This window comes from Tessaracoccus oleiagri (assembly GCF_900103275.1).
Taxonomy (GTDB): Bacteria; Actinomycetota; Actinomycetes; order Propionibacteriales; family Propionibacteriaceae; genus Arachnia; species Arachnia oleiagri.
Map to the genome: position 1 here is coordinate 770,293 of NZ_FNGP01000001.1, position 21,490 is coordinate 791,782.

Below are 21,490 nucleotides of genomic sequence, written 5' to 3' on the forward strand. Positions count from 1 at the left end.
CCACGGCGAAGGCCGTGTACCCAACTCTACGCCGGTGAACCCCGGGCCGCGGTGCGATTCAGGACTCCGCGTGCGCTGCAGATCGAGAGGGGATCCGCTTGGTCAGCGTCTCCTTGTCGAAGCGTTTCAGGAGCCAGACGGCGAACAGCCAGGGCAGCACGCCGTAGATCACCTGGGCCACGAAGCTGCCGGAGCTCAGCACCATGTACGACTGCCACGCGTTCGCGTAACCGTGGAGGATTACGATCCAGAAGAGACTGCGCGTGTTGTTGTAGAACCACGTCAGGACGATGGTGTAGCCGACGATGCCGATGGTGAGCCCGACGAGCGAGGAAATCGCCTGCGGGATGGGCGCTCCCAGCATGAGCGGCAACAGCACCACGGAAGGAACGTGCCACAGGCCCCAGGCGATGCCCAGGACCCAGCTGGCGCCTTCGGCAGTGCGGCTGGTCTGCAGGTACGGCAGGCCGAATCCGCGCCAGCCGAGCTCCTCCGCCAACCCCGTGCAGATGACCAGGAACAACAGGAAGGGCACGGCCAGCGACAGAGGGACGAGGAACCCGTAACTCGGTGCCGCGAATCCCCCGACCATGGATCCGGCGAGGACGGCCACCAGGCTCAGCGCGATCGGGAAGAGGAGCGCGAACGCGATCCAGCGTCCGGGGATCCGAACCCGCGCCAGGCTCGCGAACATCTCCCGGAGGCCCGGCCCCCCGCGCCAGACCGCCATCGCGATGATCCCCGCGATCGAGGGTCCGAAGGAGAAACAGAGCCCAAAGACCGCCAGCACCGTCAAGGGTGACTGCTCGCCGAGCCGGAGGAGCAGACGGAAGTTGCCCTCGTTCGTCGGCACGATCCCGCGCGGCACGAGGTAGAGGTACGCAGGGATCTGTACCGCCCACGTGATGCCGTAGGCGAGAACGAGATAGAGCGGCCAGACCAGCCGGCCGCCGGCCGACTTGCTCATGCGCCCAGTATGCGACGGGGTTTCGCATGTGGGAATAGGCGGTTCCGGAGAATTTCCACGCCCGAAAGGCGGTCAGCTGCCGCTCGTCTGCGGGCGGCCTCCTTCGCCGAGTTCCCGCTCCGCGTCGGCCATGGCGGCGGTTGCGGCCTGGAGCACGCGGACGGCGGTCTCGAGCTCCTCGTCGGTGAACTGCGAGAGGTGCCGCATCGTGTGCTGCGCGATCGGCACGAAGAGCGCGCGCCCTTCTTGCGCGGCCGAGTCGGTGTGGGAGATCGACACCGACCGGCGGTCGGTCTCCGAGCGGGTCCGCTGTGCGTGGCCCTGCCTCTCCATGCGGTCCACGAGCGCGGTCGTCGAGGCGGAGGAGAGCCCGAGGATCCGGCTGAGGTCCGACGGGGTGGTCACCAGCCCCTGCGCCTGCCGTCGCATCAGCAACGACAGCGTGCGCATGTCGGTACGGTGCAGCCCGTGGGCCGCCCCGGTGAGGTCCACCACCCGCTCGGACAGCTCCGTGTACTCGCGCAGAGCGCGGATCAGCGCCCAAGCGGGGGTCGCGCCGAATGGAGGTTGATCGCTCATCGCGAAACACTATACCTCGAAAATTAAGTATCTCGATCATCGAAGTATCTGTTATCGTCTTGGTTGTGAAGTCCTCAACGAAGTCCCGTGTGACCCTGCGAATCGTCATCAGCGTGCTGGTCGTCCTCGGCTGGCTCGCCGTCACCGGAGTGGGCGGCCCCACGTTCGGCAAGCTCTCCGAGGTGAGCTCCAACGACCAGGCCACCTTCCTCCCCGCCACCGCCGAATCCACGCTGGCGGGGGAGTGGACGGCCCGCTTCAACGAGTCCGACCAGATCCCCGCGCTCATCGTCGCCGGCTTCGACGAGCCCTTCACCGAGCAGCAGATCGGCGAGTTCGCGCCGCTGGCGGAGGAACTCAGCCAGGTCGACGGCGTCGACCAGGTGATCGGCCCGATCCCGTCCGAGGACCTGCTCGCGGTCCAGTACGTCGCGCTCATCGACACCGAGAACGCCGAGATCCCCACGACGGTGGACGCTCTGCGCGAGGCCGTCGCCGACGTGGGCGGCCCCTTCGCGGACACGAAGCTCCACGTCACCGGCCCGGCGGGCCTCACCGCCGACCTCGCCAGCGCCTTCGAGGGCATCGACGGCCTACTGCTGGCCGTCGCGCTCGGCGTGGTCCTCGTGATCCTCATCGTCGTGTACCGCTCGATCCTGCTTCCTTTGCTCGTCATGCTCACGTCGATCGCGGCGCTGTGCGCGTCGATCCTCGTCATCTACTTCATGGCCGACGCGGGCTGGATCCAGCTCAACGGCCAATCCCAGGGCATCCTGTCGATCCTCGTCATCGGCGCCGCCACCGACTACGCGCTGCTGCTCGTCGCCCGCCACCGCGAGGAGTTGACCCAGACCCAATCCGTCTGGGCAGCCATCAAGACCGCCTGGAAGGGTTCCTTCGGCGCCATCACCGCCTCCGCCTCGACGGTGGCCATCGCCCTCCTCTGCCTCCTGGTTTCGGACCTGAACTCCAACCGCTCCCTCGGCCCGATCGCCGCCACGGGCATCGTGTTCGCCTGGGTCGCGGCTCTGACGCTCCTGCCCGCCCTGCTCTACGTGTTCGGCCGCGCCGCCTTCTGGCCCGCCCGCCCGAAGTACGACCCGGCCGTCGGCGAGGCTCAAGCGCGCGGCATCTGGAGCCGGATCGCGCGCGGCGTCGAGGGCCGCCCCCGGACCGTCTGGATCGTCACCGCGCTCCTCCTGCTGCTCGGCGCCGCCTGGGTGCCGACGCTGAAGGCGGAGGGCGTGCCGCAGTCCGAGCTCATCCTCGGCGCCTCGGACGCCAAGGACGGCCAGGCCGTGCTCGGCGACCACTTCGACGCCGGCACCGGCTCACCCACCGCGGTGATCGTCCCCGAGGGGGAGGCGGAGGCAGCCCTCGAGGTGATCACGTCCACCGAAGGCGTCGGCTCCGCGACGATCACCGCCGCCTCCGGCGCGCCGGCCGGCATCCCGCCGATGAACGAGCCGGCCAAGGTCGTCGACGGCCGCGTCTACATCCAGGCCACCCTCGAGGACCCGGCGGACTCCGCCGAGGCCGAGGCGACGGTGGTCCAGCTGCGCGAGGACCTGCACGCCCTCGACGACTCGATCCTCGTCGGCGGCACCACCGCCACGGCGCTCGACACCAACAACACCGCCCAGCGCGACCTCGTGATCATCATCCCGCTCGTCCTCGTGGTGGTGCTGCTGATCCTGATCGTGCTGCTGCGCTCGATCCTGCTGCCGCTCATCCTGATCGGCGCCACGGTGCTGAGCTTCGGCACTGCCATGGGCACGGCCGCGCTGGTGTTCAACCACCTGTTCAAGTTCCCCGGCGCCGACGCCAGCGTGCCGCTCTACGGCTTCGTGTTCCTCGTCGCCCTGGGCATCGACTACACGATCTTCCTGATGACCCGCGCCCGCGAGGAGACCCTGCGGATCGGCACCAGGGCGGGCGTGCTGAAGTCGCTGACCGTCACCGGCGGCGTCATCACCTCCGCGGGCATCGTGCTGGCGGCCACGTTCGCCGCGCTGGCCGTCATCCCGCTGATGTTCATGATCCAGCTGGCGTTCATCGTCGCCTACGGCGTGCTGATCGACACCCTCATCGTGCGCACGCTCCTCATCCCCGGGCTGGTCCTGGACATCGGCCCGAAGGTGTGGTGGCCGTTCCACAAGCGCATCGAGCCCAAGCACGCCGACGCGCTGGCCGACGTCCCGCCCCCGGCCGACGTGGAGCCGAAGCACGCCGTCGGCGTCTGACCCCGTCCGGCCAGGTGGTCAAGCCCGAGGGCTCAGCGGAGGATCTCGTCCGCTGAGCCCTCGAACAGCCTGTCGTGGGCGTGCTCGTCGATGCGCCGGATGAGCGACTCGCTGTCGCGCAGGTGCTTGCCGATGATCGTGAACACGCGGCCGTCGGCGAGGATCACGTCACGCAGCCCGGGCGCCGCGGCCACGCCGACGACGTCGCTCCACGTCGCGCTGGCGCGGCCGCCGTAGACGTACACCGACAGCCCCTCGGCGCCGACGCTCACGGCGAGGTCGCGCGGGGCCGTCGAGATCGTCTTGCGGCGGTAGGTGGTGGCGTCGGCGAGCGGCGGCCCGTCCGGGTACTCGTCCTCGTCCAGCGAACGGAGCCCGACGATGTCGCCCGCCTCCTCCGGGCGCAGCACGAGGGCCGACCGGCACATCCCCGCCGCGGCGGCGGCCAGCTGCTCGCTCGAGACGGCCATCTGCTCGGCGGCGAAGTCGCGCCGAGTCAGCATCGGCAGGTCCCGCAGGATCCTCGTCGCCTGGGTGATGAGCCAGTCCACGGTGCCGCGCGGGTCGTGCAGTCGGTCGGCCACGACGTCCTTCGCGTGCGCGAGCTCGACGCCGCCCGGACCCTCGTCCGCGATCGCGCGGAGCGTGTCCCACATCACGGTGCCGATCGTCCCCAGCTCCTCCTCGCGCCCGTCGCTCCACACCGTGAGCATCGCCTGTCCCGGGCTGACCCAGGTGAGGCCGCCGTCGACGTCGTAGGCGATGCCCCGTCGCCCGCGGAGCTCGTCGGTCAGGCGTTCCACCAGCACCGTGAGCAGCACCGACGGCAACGCGCCCTGCGGGGCGTCGAGCAGCCCGGAGAGACTGACGAGGTCGAGCTCACGGCTGGCGTGGCCGGGCAGCCCCAGCTCCAGCGGCGGTGCGACGGGCAGCGGCGGCCGCTCCCCGGCGGGCAACGGCAGGCGGAGGTCCTTCGGCGGCGGGCCGGTCAGGACCAGCACGGCGTTGGCGGCGTTGAAGTGCTGGGCCGCGTGGGCGCGGACCTGTTCGGCGGTGATCTGCTCTGCCCCCGGCCCGGCGGCGCTCACCAGCCCCTGCGCCACGAAGCCGTAGCGCGAGGTCAGCGCGGCGGCGATGGCGGGATGCTCGGCGGTGCCCTGCTCGATGCCCACCACCCGCGCCTCGCGTTCGAGGTGGTCGAGCGGGAGGTCGCTGAGCGCGGCGCACACCTGACGGAGGAATCCGACGACCGCGTCGGCGCGGCCGGTGGCGTGGAAGGTGGTGCTGCCGAGCTCCACCTGCGCGTTGCGGTCGAGGGCGCTCTTCGGCAGCGACGCCATCACGATGTGCTCGATGAGGTGCGTGACCGGGACGGTCCGGAAGGTCTCGTGGCGCACCCCGGACCCGAACACGAGGGCCGCGGTCAGGGGCTCGGGGCCCTGCTCCCAGATGACGGGGACGCCGTCGATGACAGTCTCTTGCACGCGCACACACTAGGGCCTGCAACCTTCGCCGCGAGCGGTTTTCGTCGAGGGCCGCAGTCGTGCTCGGAGCCCGTGTGACGATGGGGCGATGGACACTGAGTTCGACCTCATCGTCATCGGCGCCGGCTCCACCGGCGAGAACGTCGCGGACCGCGCCGCGCAGGGAGGGCTGAGCGTCGCCATCGTCGAGAGTGACCTCATCGGCGGCGACTGTTCCTACTGGGCCTGCATGCCGTCCAAGGCGCTGCTCCGGCCGGGCGAGGCCCGACGGGCCGCGCTGGCGGTGGGCGGCGCACGGGAAGCGGTCACCGGCGACCTCGACGTCGACGCGGTCCTCTCCCGCCGCGACGGCTTCACCAGCGGATGGGACGACGCCTCGCAGGTGGAGTGGGTGGAGGGCGCCGGCCTCACCCTCTTCCGCGGCAGGGGCCGGATCACCGGCGAGCGGGAGGTCACCGTCGAGGGGGAGACGACGGTGACGCTCCGGGCCCGGCACGCGGTCGCCATCGCCACCGGCACCGACCCCGCCATCCCGGACATCGAGGGCCTCCGCGACGCGCAGCCCTGGACCACCCGCGACGCCACCAGCGCCAAGCAGGTACCTGGGCGGCTCCTCGTCCTCGGCGGCGGCGTGGCGGCCTGCGAACTGGCGACCGCGTTCGCCGACCTCGGCTCGGCCGTGACGGTCGTGTCGCGCAGCCCCCTGCTGAAGCAGTTCGAGCCCTTCGCAGGCGAGGCGGTCGCCGGGCGCCTCCGCGAGCGCGGCGTCACGGTCCTGACGGACACCGGCACACGCCGGGTCACCCGCGGGGGCGGCGGCGTCACCGTCGAGACCGACGACGGCCAGCGCCTCGAGGCCGACGAGGTGCTCGCCGCCCTCGGCCGGAAGCCCCGCAGCGACGACCTCGGCCTCGGCTCCGTTGGACTGGCCGACGGCGAGTACCTCGAGGTGGACGACAGCATGCGCGTCACCGGCCACGACTGGCTCTACGCCGTCGGCGACATCAACCACCGGGTCCTGCTCACCCACCAGGGCAAGTACCAGGCCCGCGCTGCGGGTGACGCGATCGCCGCCCGAGCCCGCGGCGCGGCCGTCGACGATGCCGAATGGGGCGCCCATGTCGCCACCGCCGACCACGCCGCGGTCCCGCAGGTGGTCTTCAGCGACCCGCAGGTCGCGTCCGTGGGGCTCACGGCCGCAGCCGCAGAGGAAGCAGGCATGGACGTGCGTGTGGTCGACGTGCCGCTCGGCAACGTCGCGGGTGCCAGCCTCCACGCCGACGACTACGAGGGCACGGCGCGCATGGTGGTCGACGAGCAGCGCGCGGTCGTCGTCGGGATGACGTTCGTCGGGCCCGACGTGGCGGAGCTGCTCCACGCGGCGACGATCGCGGTGGTGGGGGAGGTGCCGCTGGGCAGACTCTGGCACGCCGTGCCGGCCTACCCGACGATGAGCGAGGTGTGGCTGCGGCTGCTGGAGGCCTACGGCCGCCCCGACTGAGCCGTTCGGGGACCTTGCCGCGCTGTGGGAAGCTTGAGCCGTGACCAACCTCGTGCTGACCTTCCCGGACATCGATCCGGTGGCCATCCGCATCTTCGGGCTGCAGATCCACTGGTACGCGCTGATGTACCTGCTCGCGTTCGTGATCGCCTACCTGCTGATGCGCGCGCGGCTGAAGCACGAGCCGTTCCGCTCGATCACCGAGCCGGCGCCCTACACGTCGGGCGTGATCGAGGACATCCTCGCCTACGCGATCCTCGGCGTCCTGGTCGGCGGCCGCCTCGGCTACACGTTCTTCTACAAGCCGGGCTACTACCTCACCCACCCGCTGGAGATCTTCATGCTGTGGGAGGGCGGCATGAGCTTCCATGGCGGTGTCATCGGCGTCGTGCTCGCCATGGCCTGGCTCGCGTGGCGGAAGAAGCGCCCGTTCCTGCAGGTCACCGACTTCCTCGTCCCGTCGATCCCGCTCGGGCTCGCGGCCGGTCGAATCGGCAACTTTATCAACGGCGAGCTCTGGGGCCGCCCCGCGCCCGAGGGGCTGCCGTGGGCGATGGTGATCCCCACCGGCGGCGACGTGGCGCGCCACCCCTCGCAGATCTACCAGGCGCTCCTCGAGGGCGTGCTGCTGTTCGTCATCCTCTGGCTCTTCGCCCGCCGCAACCGCTATCGCGGCCAGGTCTCCGGCTTGTTCCTCGCCGGCTACGGCCTCTTCCGGTTCATCGGCGAGTTCTTCCGCGAGCCCGACGCGCACCTCGGCTACCTCGGGCTCGGCATGAGCATGGGCCAGTGGCTGTCCCTGCCGATGCTGCTGGCGGGCGTCATCCTCTTCAGCTGGGCCACCGCGCGGAAGATCGACGACCGCCAGGACCCCGTCGCCGCTGTGGACAACCCTGCGGAGAACGAAGTCCAAACGGACGATGAGAAACTCCAAGGAACCGTCGACGAGCAATCCGTTTCCGATGCTGACGAGCGCGTTTCCGAAGATCAGACTTCCTCAGGCGACGAGAAGCTCTGATTCTCGCCGCCACCTGTGGAGATGTGGACAACCCGACCTCTCGCTCGCGCCCAACCGGCCCCGACAAGCGGCGTCGCGCACCGGGTCGACTGTGGAGAACGGTGTGGAAAGGTGCATCACAACTTCCGGGCGATGTCCACGGCCCGCCCGACGTAGGAGCGCCCGAACAGCACGACGTGCACGAGCAGCATGTGCAGCTGGTGCACTCCGACGCGCTCCCGCCACCCGTCGGCGAGCGGGCTGACCTCGTCGTAGCCCGCCATCGTGGCGTCGAGGTGTGGGGAACCGAAGACGTGCAGTTCGGCGAGGTCGCTCTCCGCGTGCCCGCCGTGCGCGGCCGGGTCGATGAGCGTCCCGACGGTGCCGCCCGCCACCCGCTCCCAGACGACGTTCCCGCCCCACAGGTCTCCGTGGATCCGCGCGGCCTCGTGCCCCGACAGCCGCACCAGCGCCGGCTGGGGACTGTCATGGACGCCGTCCGCGATCCGGTCCACCGCCCGGCCGACCACCCGTCGTTCGCCGTCATCCAGCGCCCCGGCGGCGCGTAGGTAGGGGGCGAGGCGGGCGTCGGCGAGGAACTCGCCGAACGAGCCGTACCGCGGCGCGCGCGCCATGGGCGCGGGCAGCTCGGCCAGCCGCTGCGCCGACGCGTCCGCCCCGGGCGGAGCGGCGCCCCACCAACCTGCCCCGGCGGCATGCGTCGCGGCGAGCCGGCGGCCGAAGTCCGCCGCGTCGTCGCGCGACGGGGTCCCCGGGCGCATCAGCCGGGTCTCGAGCCAGGTGTCGCCCACGTCGACGAGCTCCGCGACGGCGGCGCCGCCCGCGTCGGCGAGCCACCGGAGCCCGGCCGCCTCGGAGGCGATGGCCTCGGCGGACGCCTGTTTCCGGTACGTCTCCACGCATGGCAGGCTAGCGCGCATGCGCTCCCACCCCGCCCGGCGATTCGCCTTCGCCGGCGTCGGTCTCGTGGTGATGGCGCTCGGCATCGCCGTCATGACCCTCGCGGGGCTGGGCACGTCGCCGATCTCCGCCCCGGTGTGGGTGGCGACGTTGGCCGGCGGGCTCACGTTCGGCGGCTGGACCCTGGTCCTCAACGCGCTGATGTTCGTGGCCCAGCTGCTGATCCTGCGACGCCGGTTCCCCGCGACCGGTTGGCTGCAACTGCCCGCCGCGCTGGTGTTCTCGTCGGCCATCGACCTCTGGATGTGGGTGTTCGGCTGGATCCAGCCCGGCCACTACGCGCTGCAGGCGCTCCAGGTGCTGGTCGGCGCGGGGCTGCTCGGGCTCGGGGTGGCGATCCAGGTGGCCCCCGACGCCCTGTACCTCCCGGGCGAGGGCCTCATCGCAACCATCGCCAAGGTGACCCGCAGCCCCTTTGCGCGCCTCAAGGTGGTGTTCGACGTGACCCTCGTCGCCGCCGCGGTGCTCATGTCGTTCCTGTTCTTCGGCGAGCTCCGTGGCCTGCGGGAGGGCACCGTCGTGGCCGCGTTCCTCGTCGGCACGGTTGTCGGCGTCACGATGCCGGCGGTGAGACGCACACTCGCGGCGGTCCTCGGCGACGGGCGCTGAACCGCGGACCACCGAGCCGGGGTGCCGGCCACGCAATACGCTGTGGGCATGCGCGAACGCAAGGACATCGTCGCCTGGTTGACGGACATGGACGGGGTGCTCGTCCACGAGAACCACCCCCTTCCCGGGGCACAGGAACTCATCGCCCAGTGGAACCGGAACGGCACCGAGTACCTGGTGCTCACCAACAACTCCATCTACACCCCGCGCGACCTCGTCGCCCGCCTCCGGGCGTCCGGGCTCGACGTGCCCGAGAACCGCATCTGGACCTCCGCCCTGGCCACGGCCGACTTCCTCGCCTCCCAGAAGCCCGCCGGCTCCGCGTACGTGATCGGCGAGGCCGGGATCATCACCGCCCTCCACGAGCGCGGCTACATCATGACCGACCGCGACCCCGACTTCGTCGTCATCGGGGAGACCCGCACCTACTCGTTCGAGCAGATCACGACGGCCATCCGCCTCATCGCGGCGGGCGCCCGGTTCATCGCCACCAACCCCGACCCCACCGGCCCCAGCGCCGACGGCATCCTCCCCGCCACCGGCGCCATCGCCGCGCTCGTCACCGCCGCGACGGGTCGCAAGCCGTACATCGTCGGCAAGCCGAACCCGATGATGTTCCGGTCCGCGCTCAACCGGATCGGCGCCCACTCCGAGACCACCGGCATGATCGGCGACCGCATGGACACCGACATCGTCGCCGGCATGGAGGCGGGGCTGCACACCGTGCTGGTCCTCACCGGCATCTCCACCCGGCAGAACATCGAGGTGTTCCCGTTCCGGGCCACCGAGGTCCTCGAGGGCGTGTTCGAGCTCGTCGACGGGTGGACGCCCGACCTCAACGGCGACGTGGAAGCGCCCGAACTGCCCTGAGGCCGCGCCGCCCGACTTAGACTGAGGCATGGACACGAGCAGCGATGTCGTGGAACGTTTCGCGCAGGCCGCCCGCTGGGCCAGCGAGGTCGTCGGCCGTCTCGCCGACGCGGACTGGTCCGGCCCCGGGCTGGGCGAGTGGGACCTTCGGGCGCTCGTGGGGCACACGAGCCGCTCGCTGATCACCGTCGACACCTACCTGGACCGGCCCGCGGAGGCCGAGGTCGTCACCTCCGCCGCCGACTACTACCTGGCCGTCGACTCCCTCGGGCCGTCGGAGGCCGTCACGGAGCGCGGCAGGAAGGCGGGGGAGGCGCTCGGTGACGACCCGCCGTCGGCGTTCGACGACCTCGTCGAGCGCGTCATCCCGCGCGTCGAGGGCGCCGGGGACCCGCTGATCGAGACCATCGCGGGCGGCATGCGGCTGCAGGTCTACCTGGAGTCGCGCATCTTCGAACTGGTGGTGCACGGACTCGACATCTGCGCGGCGGCCGGCGTCGACTCGGTGCCGCCGGAGGCACCGCTGCGCAGCGCCATGCACCTCGCCGTAGACCTGTCGGTCCTCTGGGGAACCGCCCCGGAACTCCTCCTCGCGCTCACCGGCCGCGCCCGGCTGCGGGAGGGCTTCACCGTCCTGTCGGGCTAGCCGCGGCGGCGCCGTCGCAGCTTCTCGAGCTCGTCGCGCTCGCGCTTGCTGAGGCCGTCGAGCCCGACCGCGCTGATCCGCTCCAGCAGCTGGTCCATCCGCTCCTCGTCGGTGAGGTGGTGGTGGCGACGGTGCTCGCGCATCGGCCGCGGAGCCATGTCCTCCGGGCCCCGTGGACGGCGGCGGCCGCCACGTCGGCCACTGCGACGCGAGCCGGGGATCCAGGAGATGTCGGCGAGCAGCCCCAGCCGCTTCGCGGCCATCGCGACGAGCAGCAGCCCCAACGCGAGCCCCACCAGCGCGCCCCATGCGGCGCTGGCCAGCATCGTGAGCACCTGCAGGCCAAGGAAGAACGCGCCCACCACCCAGGCGGGGATGTTGAAGAAGAAGCGTCGGTGCGGGTTGTCCGCGATCCACAGCAGGAGCACGACGAACTCGATCTGGTCGATGCCCATCAGGGCCGTCGACCCGGGCAGCAGCAGGCCCACCAGGCCCATCGAGACCGTGAGCGCCGCCCAGATCTCGACGTAGAGCCGCAGCATCCGGTCGCGGCCAAGCGTGTTCTCCAGGCTCGTGCCGAAGTACCACAGCAGCAGGAACGTGAGCAGCGTCCAGAACGACAGGTAGTTCGCCAGCGGCCACGTGAACAGCCGCCACACCTCCGCCTGCAGGAGCAGCTGCGGCTCGAAGTAGAGGGCGCGCCCGATGGTGGGCGAGAAGAGGCTGACGACGAGGCCCGCGAAGGCCAGGAACAGCACCAGCATGGTGGACGTGACGTCCAGGCGGCCGATGCGGAACCAGGCGTCCCCCTGGGCGCGAGGTTCGAACAAGTTACTCACGCCCCAAGGGTACGTGGGCGGTCAGCGCGCGTCAGCCCGATTGACGCGCTCGATGAGCTCCTTGAACGCCTGCAGGTACGCGACGAGGAACGCCCGGGTCTCCTCGTTGGTCACGTCGCCGTCCTCCGTGAAGAGCCCGGGTACGGACTGGATGAAGCCCTCCGGCTGGCCCAGTTGCGGCGCGGCGAAGTGGGTGAGGATCGACTTGAGGTGCTGCTGGGCGATCGCGGCGCTGATGGGCCCCGACGAGGTGCCGAGCACCGCCGTCGGCTTTCCCGTGAAGGAGTTCTGCCCCCACGGCCGCGACGCCCAGTCGAGCGCGTTCTTCAGGTAGCCGGGGATCGAGCGGCTGTACTCCGGGGTGACGATGATGACGCCGTCGACGTCGGCGATGGCCTGCTTGAAGTCGCGGGCGACCTGCGGGTAGTCCGGGTCCGCGTCGGGGGTGTAGAAGGGCAGCTCGTCGATGCGGATCTCGTGCAACTCGATGTCCGCGGGGGCGACGCGCTCCAGCGCCTTCGCGAGCCGGCGGTTGATGGAGGTGCTGGAGAGGCTGCCGACGATGTAACCGATCCTGGTCATGGTGATCTCCTCGTGTGCGCGGGTCGTGTCGTTGCCCCCAGTGTCTCCCTCCGCGGGGCCGTGGGGACCCGTCGGCGGGGAAAAGGCCGCACGGAAAGGCTTGTCCAGACATATTGGGGGGTTCCGCTCCCGCGCGGGTCGGCGCTTGGTAACTTTTAGACAACCCAGGGAAGGGGACGCAAATGACTGCCATCACCATCTCGCGCAAGCACGGCAGCTTGGGCGGTCCGGTCGCCGAGAAGGTCGCCGAGCAACTCGGGTGGAAGTACGTCGACCGGTCGTTCATCAACAGGGTGATCAGCGAGTACGGGCTGATCCGTCTCGGCGAGCTCTACGACACCCCGCCGAAGCTCCGGGACCTGTTCGACCAGGACACCCAGTGGACCATCGAGTGGATGACCCGCGCGGTCGAGACGCTCGCAGTGCGCTACGACGTGGTCATCGTCGGCCGCGGCGGCTTCGCGGCGCTCAAGGACTACTCCGACGTGTTCAACGTGCTCGTCACCGCGCCCGAGGACGTCCGCATCCAGCGCACGATGGAGGACGAGGGCATCTCGGAGGAGAAGGCCCGCAAGCGCGTGGAGCGCGACAGCTTCACCAAGACCCGCTTCGTCCGCCGCTACTACGGCGAGAACTGGGCCGACGAGAGCAACTACGACCTGGTGGTCGACACCGCTGAGCTCTCCGTCGACGACGCCGTGACCCGCATCGTCGAGGCGGCGAAGGAGCACTTCGCCACGGCGCAGGGCCCGAAGGCCGCCGACGCCAAGGTCGACCCCCTGCTGCTGGAGACGATCGAGCAGCAGTTCGCCCGCCAGCGCTGAGCACCGCGGCCCGCCAAGGTCCCGATTTGGGCGCTTTGGCGGGCCCGACCCGTCCCATGTGGTCGGATGCCGCCCCCCACTTCCATCGCGCCAGAGACGCCTTCTCGCTCCGTATGACGGATTCGCCCTGTGCCGGATGCCCGGTTACGTGGTCCGGAGGGGTAGAATCGAGGTTGGCCGTCGTTCGAGACGGCCGAGTCATGTGAGGAGCGCGTGTGGAACACGACGAGATCGTCGAGCTGGAGGACACTGTCCCCATCAGTGACCTGCAGGACAAGGCAGACATCTCCGTGGAAGGCGATTACGACGCCGACCAGATTTCGGTCCTGGAGGGGCTCGAGGCGGTCCGCAAGCGCCCCGGCATGTACATCGGCTCGACGGGCGAGCGCGGCCTCCACCACCTCGTCTACGAGATCGTCGACAACTCCGTCGACGAGGCACTCGCCGGCTACTGCGACACCATCGGAATCGAACTCCTCGACAACGGGGGCGTGCGCGTCACCGACAACGGGCGCGGCATCCCGGTCAAGGAGCACCCGATCGAGAAGATCCCGACGGTGACGCTCGTGCTCACCGTGCTGCACGCCGGCGGCAAGTTCGGCAACGGCGGCTACAAGGTCTCCGGCGGCCTGCACGGCGTCGGCTCGTCGGTGGTCAACGCGCTGTCCGACAAGTTCGTCGTCGAGGTCAAGCGCGACGGCCACCACTACCGCCAGGAGTTCAACCTCGGCACCCCGGTGACGGAGCTGGAGACGCTGCGCGCCCTCGACGAGGACGAGCAGACCGGCACGATCATCACGTTCTACCCGTCGCCCGACATCTTCGAGACCACCCGGTACAGCTACGACACGCTCGCGAACCGGTTCCGCGAGATGGCGTTCCTCAACAAGGGCCTGCGCCTCACGCTCGACGACCGCCGCTCCCACGTCAACCTCGAGGGCGAGGAGGACGTCGACGGCATCACGCACGACTCCTTCTACTACGAGGACGGGCTGAAGGACTACGTGAAGTTCCTCTCCCACGGCAAGGAGCCGATCCACCCGACGGTCATCGACATGGAGGCGCACGCGCCCGACCAGGGCATGGGCCTCGAGATCGCGATGCAGTGGAACGACTCGTACGCGTCGAACGTGTACACCTTCGCCAACACCATCAACACCCACGAGGGCGGCACCCACGAGGAGGGCTTCCGCGCCGCGCTGACCAACACGGTCAACAAGTGGGGCGAGAACTGGGGCCTGGTCAAGAAGAAGGAGGACCGCGTCTCCGGCGACGACATCCGCGAGGGCCTGACCGCGATCGTCTCCATCAAGGTCTCCGAGCCGCAGTTCGAGGGCCAGACCAAGACCAAGCTCGGCAACACCGAGGCCCGCGGCTTCGTGCAGCGCGTCCTCAACGAGAAGCTCGGCGACTGGTTCGAGCTCAACCCGGCCGAGGGCAAGGACATCATCCGCAAGTCGCAGCTCGCGGCGGCCGCCCGCATCGCCGCCCGCAAGGCGCGTGAGATGGCCCGCAACCGCAAGGGGCTCCTCGGTGGCGGCGGCCTGCCCGGCAAGCTGGTCGACTGCTCCTCGCGCAACCCCGAGGAGTGCGAGGTGTTCATCGTCGAGGGCGACTCCGCCGGCGGCTCCGCCCGCGGCGGTCGCGACCCGCGCACCCAGGCGATCCTCCCGATCCGCGGCAAGATCCTGAACGTGGAGAAGGCGCGCCTGGACAAGATCCTGGCCAACAAGGAGGTCGAGGCGATCATCAACGCGCTCGGCACCGGCGCCCAGGACGACTTCGACATCGACCGGCTGCGCTACCACAAGCTGATCCTCATGGCCGACGCGGACGTCGACGGCGCGCACATCCGCACGCTGCTGCTCACGCTGATCTTCCGCTTCCTGCGTCCCCTCATCGAGGCCGGCCACGTCTACCTCGCGCAGCCCCCGCTGTTCCGCCTCCGGTGGACCAACGCGCCGCACGAGCTCGCATACACCGACGCCGAGCGCGACGCGCTGCGGAAGCAGGGCCTCGAGGAGGGCAAGAAGCTCCCGCAGGTCAACCCCATCCAGCGCTACAAGGGCCTCGGCGAGATGAACGCCGACGACCTCTGGGAGACGACGATGGACCCCGACAACCGCATCCTGCTGCAGGTCACCATGGAGGACGCGCTCGCCGCCGACCGGATGTTCTCGATCCTGATGGGCGAGGACGTCGAACAGCGCCGCACCTTCATTCAGCGCAACGCCCGCGACGTGCGCTTCCTGGACATCTAAGGACCAACAGAGAACTATGGCTGACGAAGAGATTCCCGAAGAAGCCCTCAACGACGACCTGCAGGCCGGCGGCCACGGGCGCGTCGACGCGATCGAGCTCGAGGACGAGATCCAGAAGTCGTACCTCGACTACGCCATGAGCGTGATCGTCGGGCGCGCGCTGCCCGACGTGCGCGACGGGCTCAAGCCGGTGCACCGTCGCGTGCTCTACGCCATGTGGGACGGCGGCTACCGCCCCGACCGCGGCTGGAACAAGTGCTCCCGCGTCGTGGGCGAGGTCATGGGCCTCTACCACCCGCACGGCGACAGCGCGATCTACGACGCCCTCGTGCGCCTCGCGCAGCCGTGGGCGATGCGGCTCCCGCTCATCGCGGGGCAGGGCAACTTCGGTTCCCAGGGCAACGACAAGGCCGCCGCCATGCGGTACACCGAGTGCAAGATGGCGCAGCCGGCTGCGGAGATGGTCCGCGAGATCGAGCAGAACACCGTCGACTTCAAGCCCAACTACGACAACCGCGAGATGGAGCCGACGGTGCTCCCCTCCCGGTTCCCGAACCTGCTGGTCAACGGCTCGACGGGCATCGCGGTGGGCATGGCCACCAACATCCCCACGCACAACCTCCGCGAGGTCGGCGCGGCCGCGCAGTGGGCGCTCGAGCACCCGGACGCCAAGCCCGAGGAGCTCCTCGAGGCCGCGATGCAGCACATCCAGGGCCCCGACTTCCCGGGCGGCGGCCTCATCGTCGGCCGCCAGGGCATCGAGGACGCGTACCGGACCGGCCGGGGCTCGGTCGTGATGCGCGCGATCATCGACATCGAGGAGGACGACAAGGGCCGCACCCAGCTCGTCGTCACCGAACTGCCGTACATGACCAACCCCGACGCGCTCGCGCAGCGCATCGCCGACCTGGTCAACGCCGGCAAGCTCACCGGCATCTCCGACATCCGCGACGACTCGTCCGCGCGCACCGGCCAGCGACTCGTCATCCAGCTGAAGCGCGACGCCCAGCCGCGCGTCGTGATGAACAACCTGTACAAGCACACCGCGCTGCAGGACACGTTCGGCTGCAACATGCTGGCCATCGTCGACGACGTGCCCCGCACGCTGCGCCTCGACCAGTTCATCTCCCTGTGGATCAAGCACCAGCTCGACGTCATCCGTCGCCGGACCCAGTTCCAGCTCGACGACGCCGAGAAGCGCGCGCACATCTACCGCGGCCTGGTGAAGGCGCTCGACAAGCTCGACGAGGTCATCGCGCTCATCCGCCGGTCGCCGAACTCCGACGAGGCCCGCACCGGCCTGATGGCGCTCCTCGACATCGACCAGCTCCAGGCCAACGCCATCCTCGACATGCAGCTCCGCCGCCTCGCCGCCCTCGAGCGGCAGGAGACGATGGACCGGCTCGCCGCGCTCGAGGCGAAGATCGCCGACCTCAAGGACATCCTCGCCAACGAGATGCGCCAGCGGTCGATCATCTCCGCCGAGCTCGCGGAGATCGTCGAGAAGTACGGCGACGAGCGACGCACCCGCATCATCGCAGCGGAGGGCGACTTCTCGGAGGAGGACTTCATCCCCGACGAGGACGTCGTCGTCACCATCACTTACGGCGGCTACGTCAAGCGCACCCGGGCGGACCAGTACCGCGCCCAGAAGCGCGGCGGCCGCGGCGTCCGAGGTGCCGCGCTGCGGGCCGACGACGAGGTGCAGCACCTGTTCACCGCCACCAACCACCAGTGGCTGCTGTTCTTCACGAACTTCGGCCGCGTCTACCGGATCAAGGCCTGGCAGCTGCCGGAGGCGGGCCGCGACGCGAAGGGCAGCCACGTCGTCGGGCTGCTGACGTTCCTGCCCGACGAGCGGATCGCCCAGGTGCTGAAGCTGAAGTCGTACGACGACGCGCCCTACCTGCTGCTCGCGACGAAGAAGGGCCTCGTCAAGAAGACCGCCCTCACCGCGTACGACTCGCCGCGCTCCGCCGGCATCATCGCGATCAACTTCCGCGAGGAGTCCGACGAGCTCATCGGCGCCCAGGTGTGCTCGGAGGAGGACGACGTCCTGCTCATCTCGAAGAAGGGGCAGGCGATCCGCTTCCAGGCCTCCGACGAGCAGCTCCGCCCCATGGGCCGCGCCACCTCGGGCGTCACCGGCATGCGGTTCCGCACCGTCGGCGGCGAGTCCGACGAGCTGCTCAGCCTCTCGATCCTGCCCGCGGGCGGCGAGGAGGAGGAGCGCTTCGTCTTCACCGTCACCGACGGCGGCTACGCCAAGCGCACCCGGGTCAGCGAGTACCGTCGCCAGGGCCGCGGCGGCCTCGGCATCAAGGCCATGAAGCTCGTCGAGGACCGCGGAGAGCTGGTGGGCGGCATCATCGTCGAGGAGACCGACGAGGTCATCGCCATCAAGCACTCCGGCCAGATCACCCGGTCGTCCGTCTCCGAGGTGCCCGTCAAGGGCCGCGACACCATGGGCGTGAAGTTCGTGGGCGTGCGCGGGGACGACGCCGTGAGCGTCATCGCGCTCTACCCTGAGTCCGAGGAAGCCGAGGCGGCGCTCGAAGCCGAAATTTCCGTGGACGCCGACGCGGAAGCTTCGGAGTCCGACGCTGCTGCCGATACCGTAGGGGTGACGGACGCGATCGAGGAGGAAACCGATGAGTGATGCGCCGCGCTGGCCTGGCGCCAACGGGTCCCCCGGCCTCGACTTCTCGCGTTCCGACGCGCCCCAACCCGGCCGGACGAGCGCCCCGGGTGCCCCATCGGCGGACTCCCTCGACGCCACCAACGCCATCCCGAAGGTATCGGCCACCAAGCCGCCGTCGCTCGCGGAGCGGGTCGGCTTCGGGGCCGGCACCGGCGAGGCCGCGGCCAACCCGTCGCTGAAGAGCGCGGACGACTGGGAACTCGACAGCATCACGCGGCAGCCGAGCCCCAAGCCGGGGCCGGCGTACGAGGCGAAGTCGGCCGACGTGTCCGCCCCCGCCCGGGCCGCGGTGACCCCGTCGGCGATTCCCGCGGCGGCGCCCGCCCAGTCGGCCGCCACGCCGTCGCGTGTCGCGAAGCTGGACGACAGCAGCCCGCTGCCCGCCCGCGGCATGCGCCGCACGCGCAAGGCGCGGCTGCGGCTGCACCGCATCGACCCCTGGTCGGTGATGAAGACCGCGTTCCTGTTCTCCATCGCGTTCGGCGTGATGATCGTCGCCGCGGTCGCGGTCCTGTGGTCGGTCTTCGCCGGCTCCGACGCCATGACCTACATCAACGACTTCGTGAACCGGATCATGGCCGACGACCAGGGCGGCGCCCGCTTCGACATCGCCAACTACCTCGGCTGGCAGCGCGTCCTCGGCCTCACCACGGTCCTGGCCGCCATCGACGTCGTGATCTTCACCGCGGTCGCCACCCTGTTCGCCTTCCTCTACAACCTCGCCGCCGTCATCATGGGCGGGCTGGAAGTGACGTTGGCGGAGGACTGATCCCCGGGGCTGGTTCACCTGCCTCCGGTCGGGTTCACCTGCCTTCGGTCGGGTTCAACCTGCTTGGTTCGGCGGTTGGCCTGCGCCGCTCGGGGCCGCCTGCCTCCCTCAGGCTGACCTGCCCACCTTCGGAAAACCTGCCGGATCCGGCAGGTTTTTCGCATTTTGGCGGGCGCCTAGCTCGAGCGCCCTGCCGACGATGCGCTTCAGTTCCTGCGGGGAGTTGGCCACCTCCCAGTCCCAACGTACGAGCCAGAGCCCTAGACCGCGGATGCCTCCCTCTCGACGCTTCTCGTTCATGATCGCCTGTTCGGGTTTCTGGCCGGGTCGGAGCAACGCGCCGTACTTGATCGCGCCGTCCACCTCTCCGACGACGCCGTAGTCGCGCCAGAAGAAGTCGGCCCGCGCGACGAACTCGCCGTCGGCGTCGAAGAGCTCGGTCTGGAGTTCCGGCGTCGGCAGCCCTGCGATAGACATGTTGATGCGGCTGATGGACTCTGCCGGTGACTCGCTGCGGGCATCGGCGAACCGCAGCACACGCCGGGCCCTCCTCAGACCGTGGAGCCGTGGATGCATAGCGAGCGCTGCGCCCAGTTCCGATCGGGAGATCCCCGCCGCCAGCGCGGCGTCGGCGGCGGATATGCCCCAGCCCAGCGGTTCGGTGCGGGCCACGTCGCACACCGTCCTGGCGAGCCCTGTGACCCGGACGTCGTCCACCTCGCCAATCTCGGCCTCGATGATGCGGGTGTTCCGGACGAGCAGCTGTGGACTCTTGTCCCCGTGGCCCGGTGTGAGCCTCGTCATCGTCACACGGTCCAAGCTGGAGCGCTGGACCGGCAAACCATGCAGGACGGCCGCCGACGTGTGGCTGACGACGCTCGTCGGGTCGACCAGGCGGGTAGTCGCTCGGATGAGGGTGCGGTGACGCGTCAGCTCGTCGTCGAGGCGCTCGGCGGAGTACATGCTGTGGCGAAGTCGAGTGAGTTCACCGGAGTCGCAGAGCGCGGTGATGTCGTGCGGCGAGTGGCCCATGGCCAGGAGTTCGGCGTGCGAAATCGTCGATGTCATGGTGCGAGTGCAGCCCATAGGAGTCGCATGCGGCATTGCGAACGCGACAGCTGTGGACAAATATGGCAGGTCAACCAGTCGACCTGTGGAGTGTGCACGTCGGCCCAACACAAGGGACCTGCCAGCTTTCGAAAAACCAGCCGGATCCGGCAGGTAAATCGAAGGCGGACAGGTCCCTTCGAGGCAGGCAGGCCAAGCTCAAGCCAGGCAGGCCAAGCCGAGGCTGGCAGGCCAAGCCCGTACTACGGCAGGTGAACCCGACGGGGGAGGCTAGACCACGCTCTCGTGCGACGCGTGCGCCAGCTTGGCCTCGTCCTTCAGCTCGAACTGGTGCTTGCGACCGATCATCTTGTCGATGATCGCCGCGATGGCGCCGTCGCCGGTGACGTTGGTGGCGGTGCCGAACGAGTCGATGGCGATGTAGGTGGCGATCATGAGGGCCTGCTGGGTCTCGTCGAAGCCGAGCTGCGACTGCATCAGGCCCAGCGCGGTCATCACGGCGCCGCCGGGGACGCCGGGGGCCGCGATCATGAACACGCCGAGGAGGAGGACGAAGCCGAGGATGACGAGCGGCTCGATCTCCATGCCGTAGAGCATCATGATGGCCAGCGCGAACGAGGTGAGCTTGATCGTCGACCCGGCGAGGTGGATGGTCGCGCACAGCGGGACGGTGAACGACGCGACGGGCTGGCTGACGCCCATCTTCACCGCCTGGCGGAGCGTGACCGGGATCGTCGCGGCCGACGAGGAGGTGCCGAGCGCGGTGGCGTAGGCCGGCAGCATGGTGCCGAGCATCTTGATCGGGTTCCGACCGGTCACGGCGCCGGCGACCGAGTACTGGATGCCCAGCATGATCCACGTGAGGATGAACACGAAGATCACGACGCCGAGGAACGTGGCGATGACCGCGGTGACCTGGCCGCCCTGCGTCATGTTGAGGAAAATGCCGAAGATGTAGATCGGCAGCAGTGGGATGATGATCTTGGCGATGACGAGCCCGATGATCTCGCGGAACTCGTGGGCGCCCTTGTAGATGACCTCGCTCTTGATGGCGGTCAGCGCGACACCGAGGATGAAGGCGAGCACCAGTGCGCTCATGACGCCGAACAGCGGCGGGATCTCGACGGTGAAGTACGGCGCGAGCAGCGCTTCCTCAGGGTTGGTGAGCGACTCGGGGGCCGGCGGCAGCACCCGCGGCAGCACCAGCATGGAGGCGCCCCAGCCGAGGAGGCCGGCGAGCACGGTCGACGTGTAGGCGATGCCGGCGGTGATGGCGAGCCACTTGCCGGCGCCGCGACCGAGGTCGGCGATCGCCGGCGCGATGAGCCCGAGGATGATCAGGGGGATGACGAAGCTCAACACCTGCCCGAAGAGGGCGTTGATCGTCACGAACACGCGGGTGAGGCCTTCGGGGAAGAACAGCCCACAGATGATGCCCAGGACGATGGCGACGACGATCTGTGGAAGCAGCCCGAAGTTGCGCTTCTTGGGGAGAGTGGCTTCTTGCATGGAGGAAATGTAACTGCCGCCGGACCGGTCCGCGGACACCGGGGGCGGATTCGGAACGCC

At 69.6% G+C, this 21,490-nt stretch carries 18 protein-coding genes; 10 read left to right on the top strand and 8 right to left on the bottom strand.

Annotated features, from left to right (window positions below; translation table 11 throughout):
- Nucleotides 1–58: 58 nt before the first annotated feature.
- Nucleotides 59–967, bottom strand: a complete 909-nt coding sequence (locus BLR46_RS03495; RefSeq protein WP_093248933.1) for a CPBP family intramembrane glutamic endopeptidase — start codon at nucleotides 965–967, stop codon at nucleotides 59–61.
- Nucleotides 968–1,039: 72 nt separating this feature from the next.
- Entirely contained in the window at nucleotides 1,040–1,546 is a 507-nt protein-coding gene (locus BLR46_RS03500; RefSeq protein ID WP_093249557.1) for a MarR family winged helix-turn-helix transcriptional regulator, read from the bottom strand.
- Nucleotides 1,547–1,635: 89 nt separating this feature from the next.
- On the opposite strand from BLR46_RS03500, the gene BLR46_RS03505 reads away from it, so the two are divergent.
- Nucleotides 1,636–3,789, top strand: a complete 2,154-nt coding sequence (locus BLR46_RS03505; protein ID WP_245701464.1) for an MMPL family transporter — start codon at nucleotides 1,636–1,638, stop codon at nucleotides 3,787–3,789.
- A 32-nt stretch (nucleotides 3,790–3,821) separates the two neighbouring features.
- On the opposite strand, the gene BLR46_RS03510 is transcribed toward BLR46_RS03505, so the two are convergent.
- On the bottom strand, nucleotides 3,822–5,273 hold the full coding sequence (locus BLR46_RS03510; protein ID WP_143008198.1) for a peptidase M16 family protein: 1,452 nt from the start codon (nucleotides 5,271–5,273) through the stop codon (nucleotides 3,822–3,824).
- An 88-nt stretch (nucleotides 5,274–5,361) separates the two neighbouring features.
- Here BLR46_RS03510 and BLR46_RS03515 point away from each other — a divergent pair, with 88 nt between their 5' ends.
- Together BLR46_RS03515 and lgt are read left to right on the top strand one after the other, a co-directional pair.
- A complete protein-coding gene (locus BLR46_RS03515) occupies nucleotides 5,362–6,774 on the top strand; it encodes a dihydrolipoyl dehydrogenase family protein (protein WP_093248937.1) in 1,413 nt (470 codons plus the stop codon).
- Nucleotides 6,775–6,814: 40 nt separating this feature from the next.
- Complete coding sequence (gene lgt, locus BLR46_RS03520; protein ID WP_218118303.1) at nucleotides 6,815–7,792, top strand: prolipoprotein diacylglyceryl transferase; 978 nt, start codon at nucleotides 6,815–6,817, stop codon at nucleotides 7,790–7,792.
- A 116-nt stretch (nucleotides 7,793–7,908) separates the two neighbouring features.
- On the opposite strand, the gene BLR46_RS03525 is transcribed toward lgt, so the two are convergent.
- A complete protein-coding gene (locus tag BLR46_RS03525; protein ID WP_245701466.1) occupies nucleotides 7,909–8,691 on the bottom strand; it encodes a fructosamine kinase family protein in 783 nt (260 codons plus the stop codon).
- Between the two features lie 19 nt (nucleotides 8,692–8,710).
- On the opposite strand from BLR46_RS03525, the gene BLR46_RS03530 reads away from it, so the two are divergent.
- From BLR46_RS03530 to BLR46_RS03540, 3 genes are read left to right on the top strand one after another with little or no spacing between them, the layout of a single operon-like run.
- Complete coding sequence (locus BLR46_RS03530; protein WP_093248941.1) at nucleotides 8,711–9,361, top strand: YczE/YyaS/YitT family protein; 651 nt, start codon at nucleotides 8,711–8,713, stop codon at nucleotides 9,359–9,361.
- Between the two features lie 48 nt (nucleotides 9,362–9,409).
- On the top strand, nucleotides 9,410–10,231 hold the full coding sequence (locus tag BLR46_RS03535) for an HAD-IIA family hydrolase (RefSeq protein WP_093248942.1): 822 nt from the start codon (nucleotides 9,410–9,412) through the stop codon (nucleotides 10,229–10,231).
- Nucleotides 10,232–10,259: 28 nt separating this feature from the next.
- Nucleotides 10,260–10,877 (top strand): maleylpyruvate isomerase N-terminal domain-containing protein, encoded by a 618-nt coding sequence (locus BLR46_RS03540; RefSeq protein WP_093248944.1) that lies wholly within the window; start codon nucleotides 10,260–10,262, stop codon nucleotides 10,875–10,877.
- Here the strand turns inward: BLR46_RS03540 and BLR46_RS03545 are convergent.
- Nucleotides 10,874–11,716: a rhomboid family intramembrane serine protease gene (locus tag BLR46_RS03545; protein WP_143008199.1), complete on the bottom strand. Its 843-nt coding sequence runs from the start codon at nucleotides 11,714–11,716 to the stop codon at nucleotides 10,874–10,876. The two genes, BLR46_RS03540 and BLR46_RS03545, sit on opposite strands and share 4 nt — an antisense overlap.
- Nucleotides 11,717–11,737: 21 nt before the next feature.
- Nucleotides 11,738–12,298 (bottom strand): NADPH-dependent FMN reductase, encoded by a 561-nt coding sequence (locus tag BLR46_RS03550; RefSeq protein ID WP_245701468.1) that lies wholly within the window; start codon nucleotides 12,296–12,298, stop codon nucleotides 11,738–11,740.
- Between the two features lie 182 nt (nucleotides 12,299–12,480).
- On the opposite strand from BLR46_RS03550, the gene BLR46_RS03555 reads away from it, so the two are divergent.
- The 4 genes from BLR46_RS03555 (at nucleotide 12,481) to BLR46_RS03570 (ending at nucleotide 18,853) form a co-directional block, all read left to right on the top strand.
- Nucleotides 12,481–13,122, top strand: a complete 642-nt coding sequence (locus tag BLR46_RS03555) for a cytidylate kinase-like family protein (RefSeq protein ID WP_093248949.1) — start codon at nucleotides 12,481–12,483, stop codon at nucleotides 13,120–13,122.
- 230 nt (nucleotides 13,123–13,352) lie between these two features.
- Entirely contained in the window at nucleotides 13,353–15,383 is a 2,031-nt protein-coding gene (gene gyrB, locus BLR46_RS03560; protein ID WP_176761672.1) for a DNA topoisomerase (ATP-hydrolyzing) subunit B, read from the top strand.
- A gap of 16 nt (nucleotides 15,384–15,399) precedes the next feature.
- A complete protein-coding gene (gene gyrA, locus BLR46_RS03565; protein WP_093248952.1) occupies nucleotides 15,400–18,042 on the top strand; it encodes a DNA gyrase subunit A in 2,643 nt (880 codons plus the stop codon).
- On the top strand, nucleotides 18,035–18,853 hold the full coding sequence (locus BLR46_RS03570) for a DUF3566 domain-containing protein (RefSeq protein ID WP_093248953.1): 819 nt from the start codon (nucleotides 18,035–18,037) through the stop codon (nucleotides 18,851–18,853). Before gyrA ends, BLR46_RS03570 begins: the two co-directional genes overlap by 8 nt.
- A gap of 108 nt (nucleotides 18,854–18,961) precedes the next feature.
- On the opposite strand, the gene BLR46_RS03575 is transcribed toward BLR46_RS03570, so the two are convergent.
- Nucleotides 18,962–19,921 carry a hypothetical protein gene (locus BLR46_RS03575; protein WP_143008200.1) on the bottom strand — a complete coding sequence of 320 codons (960 nt, stop codon included), beginning with the start codon at nucleotides 19,919–19,921 and terminating at the stop codon, nucleotides 18,962–18,964.
- 270 nt (nucleotides 19,922–20,191) lie between these two features.
- Nucleotides 20,192–21,430, bottom strand: coding sequence for a dicarboxylate/amino acid:cation symporter (locus BLR46_RS03580; RefSeq protein ID WP_093248955.1), 1,239 nt, complete (start codon nucleotides 21,428–21,430; stop codon nucleotides 20,192–20,194).
- Between the last annotated feature and the right edge of the window lie 60 nt (nucleotides 21,431–21,490).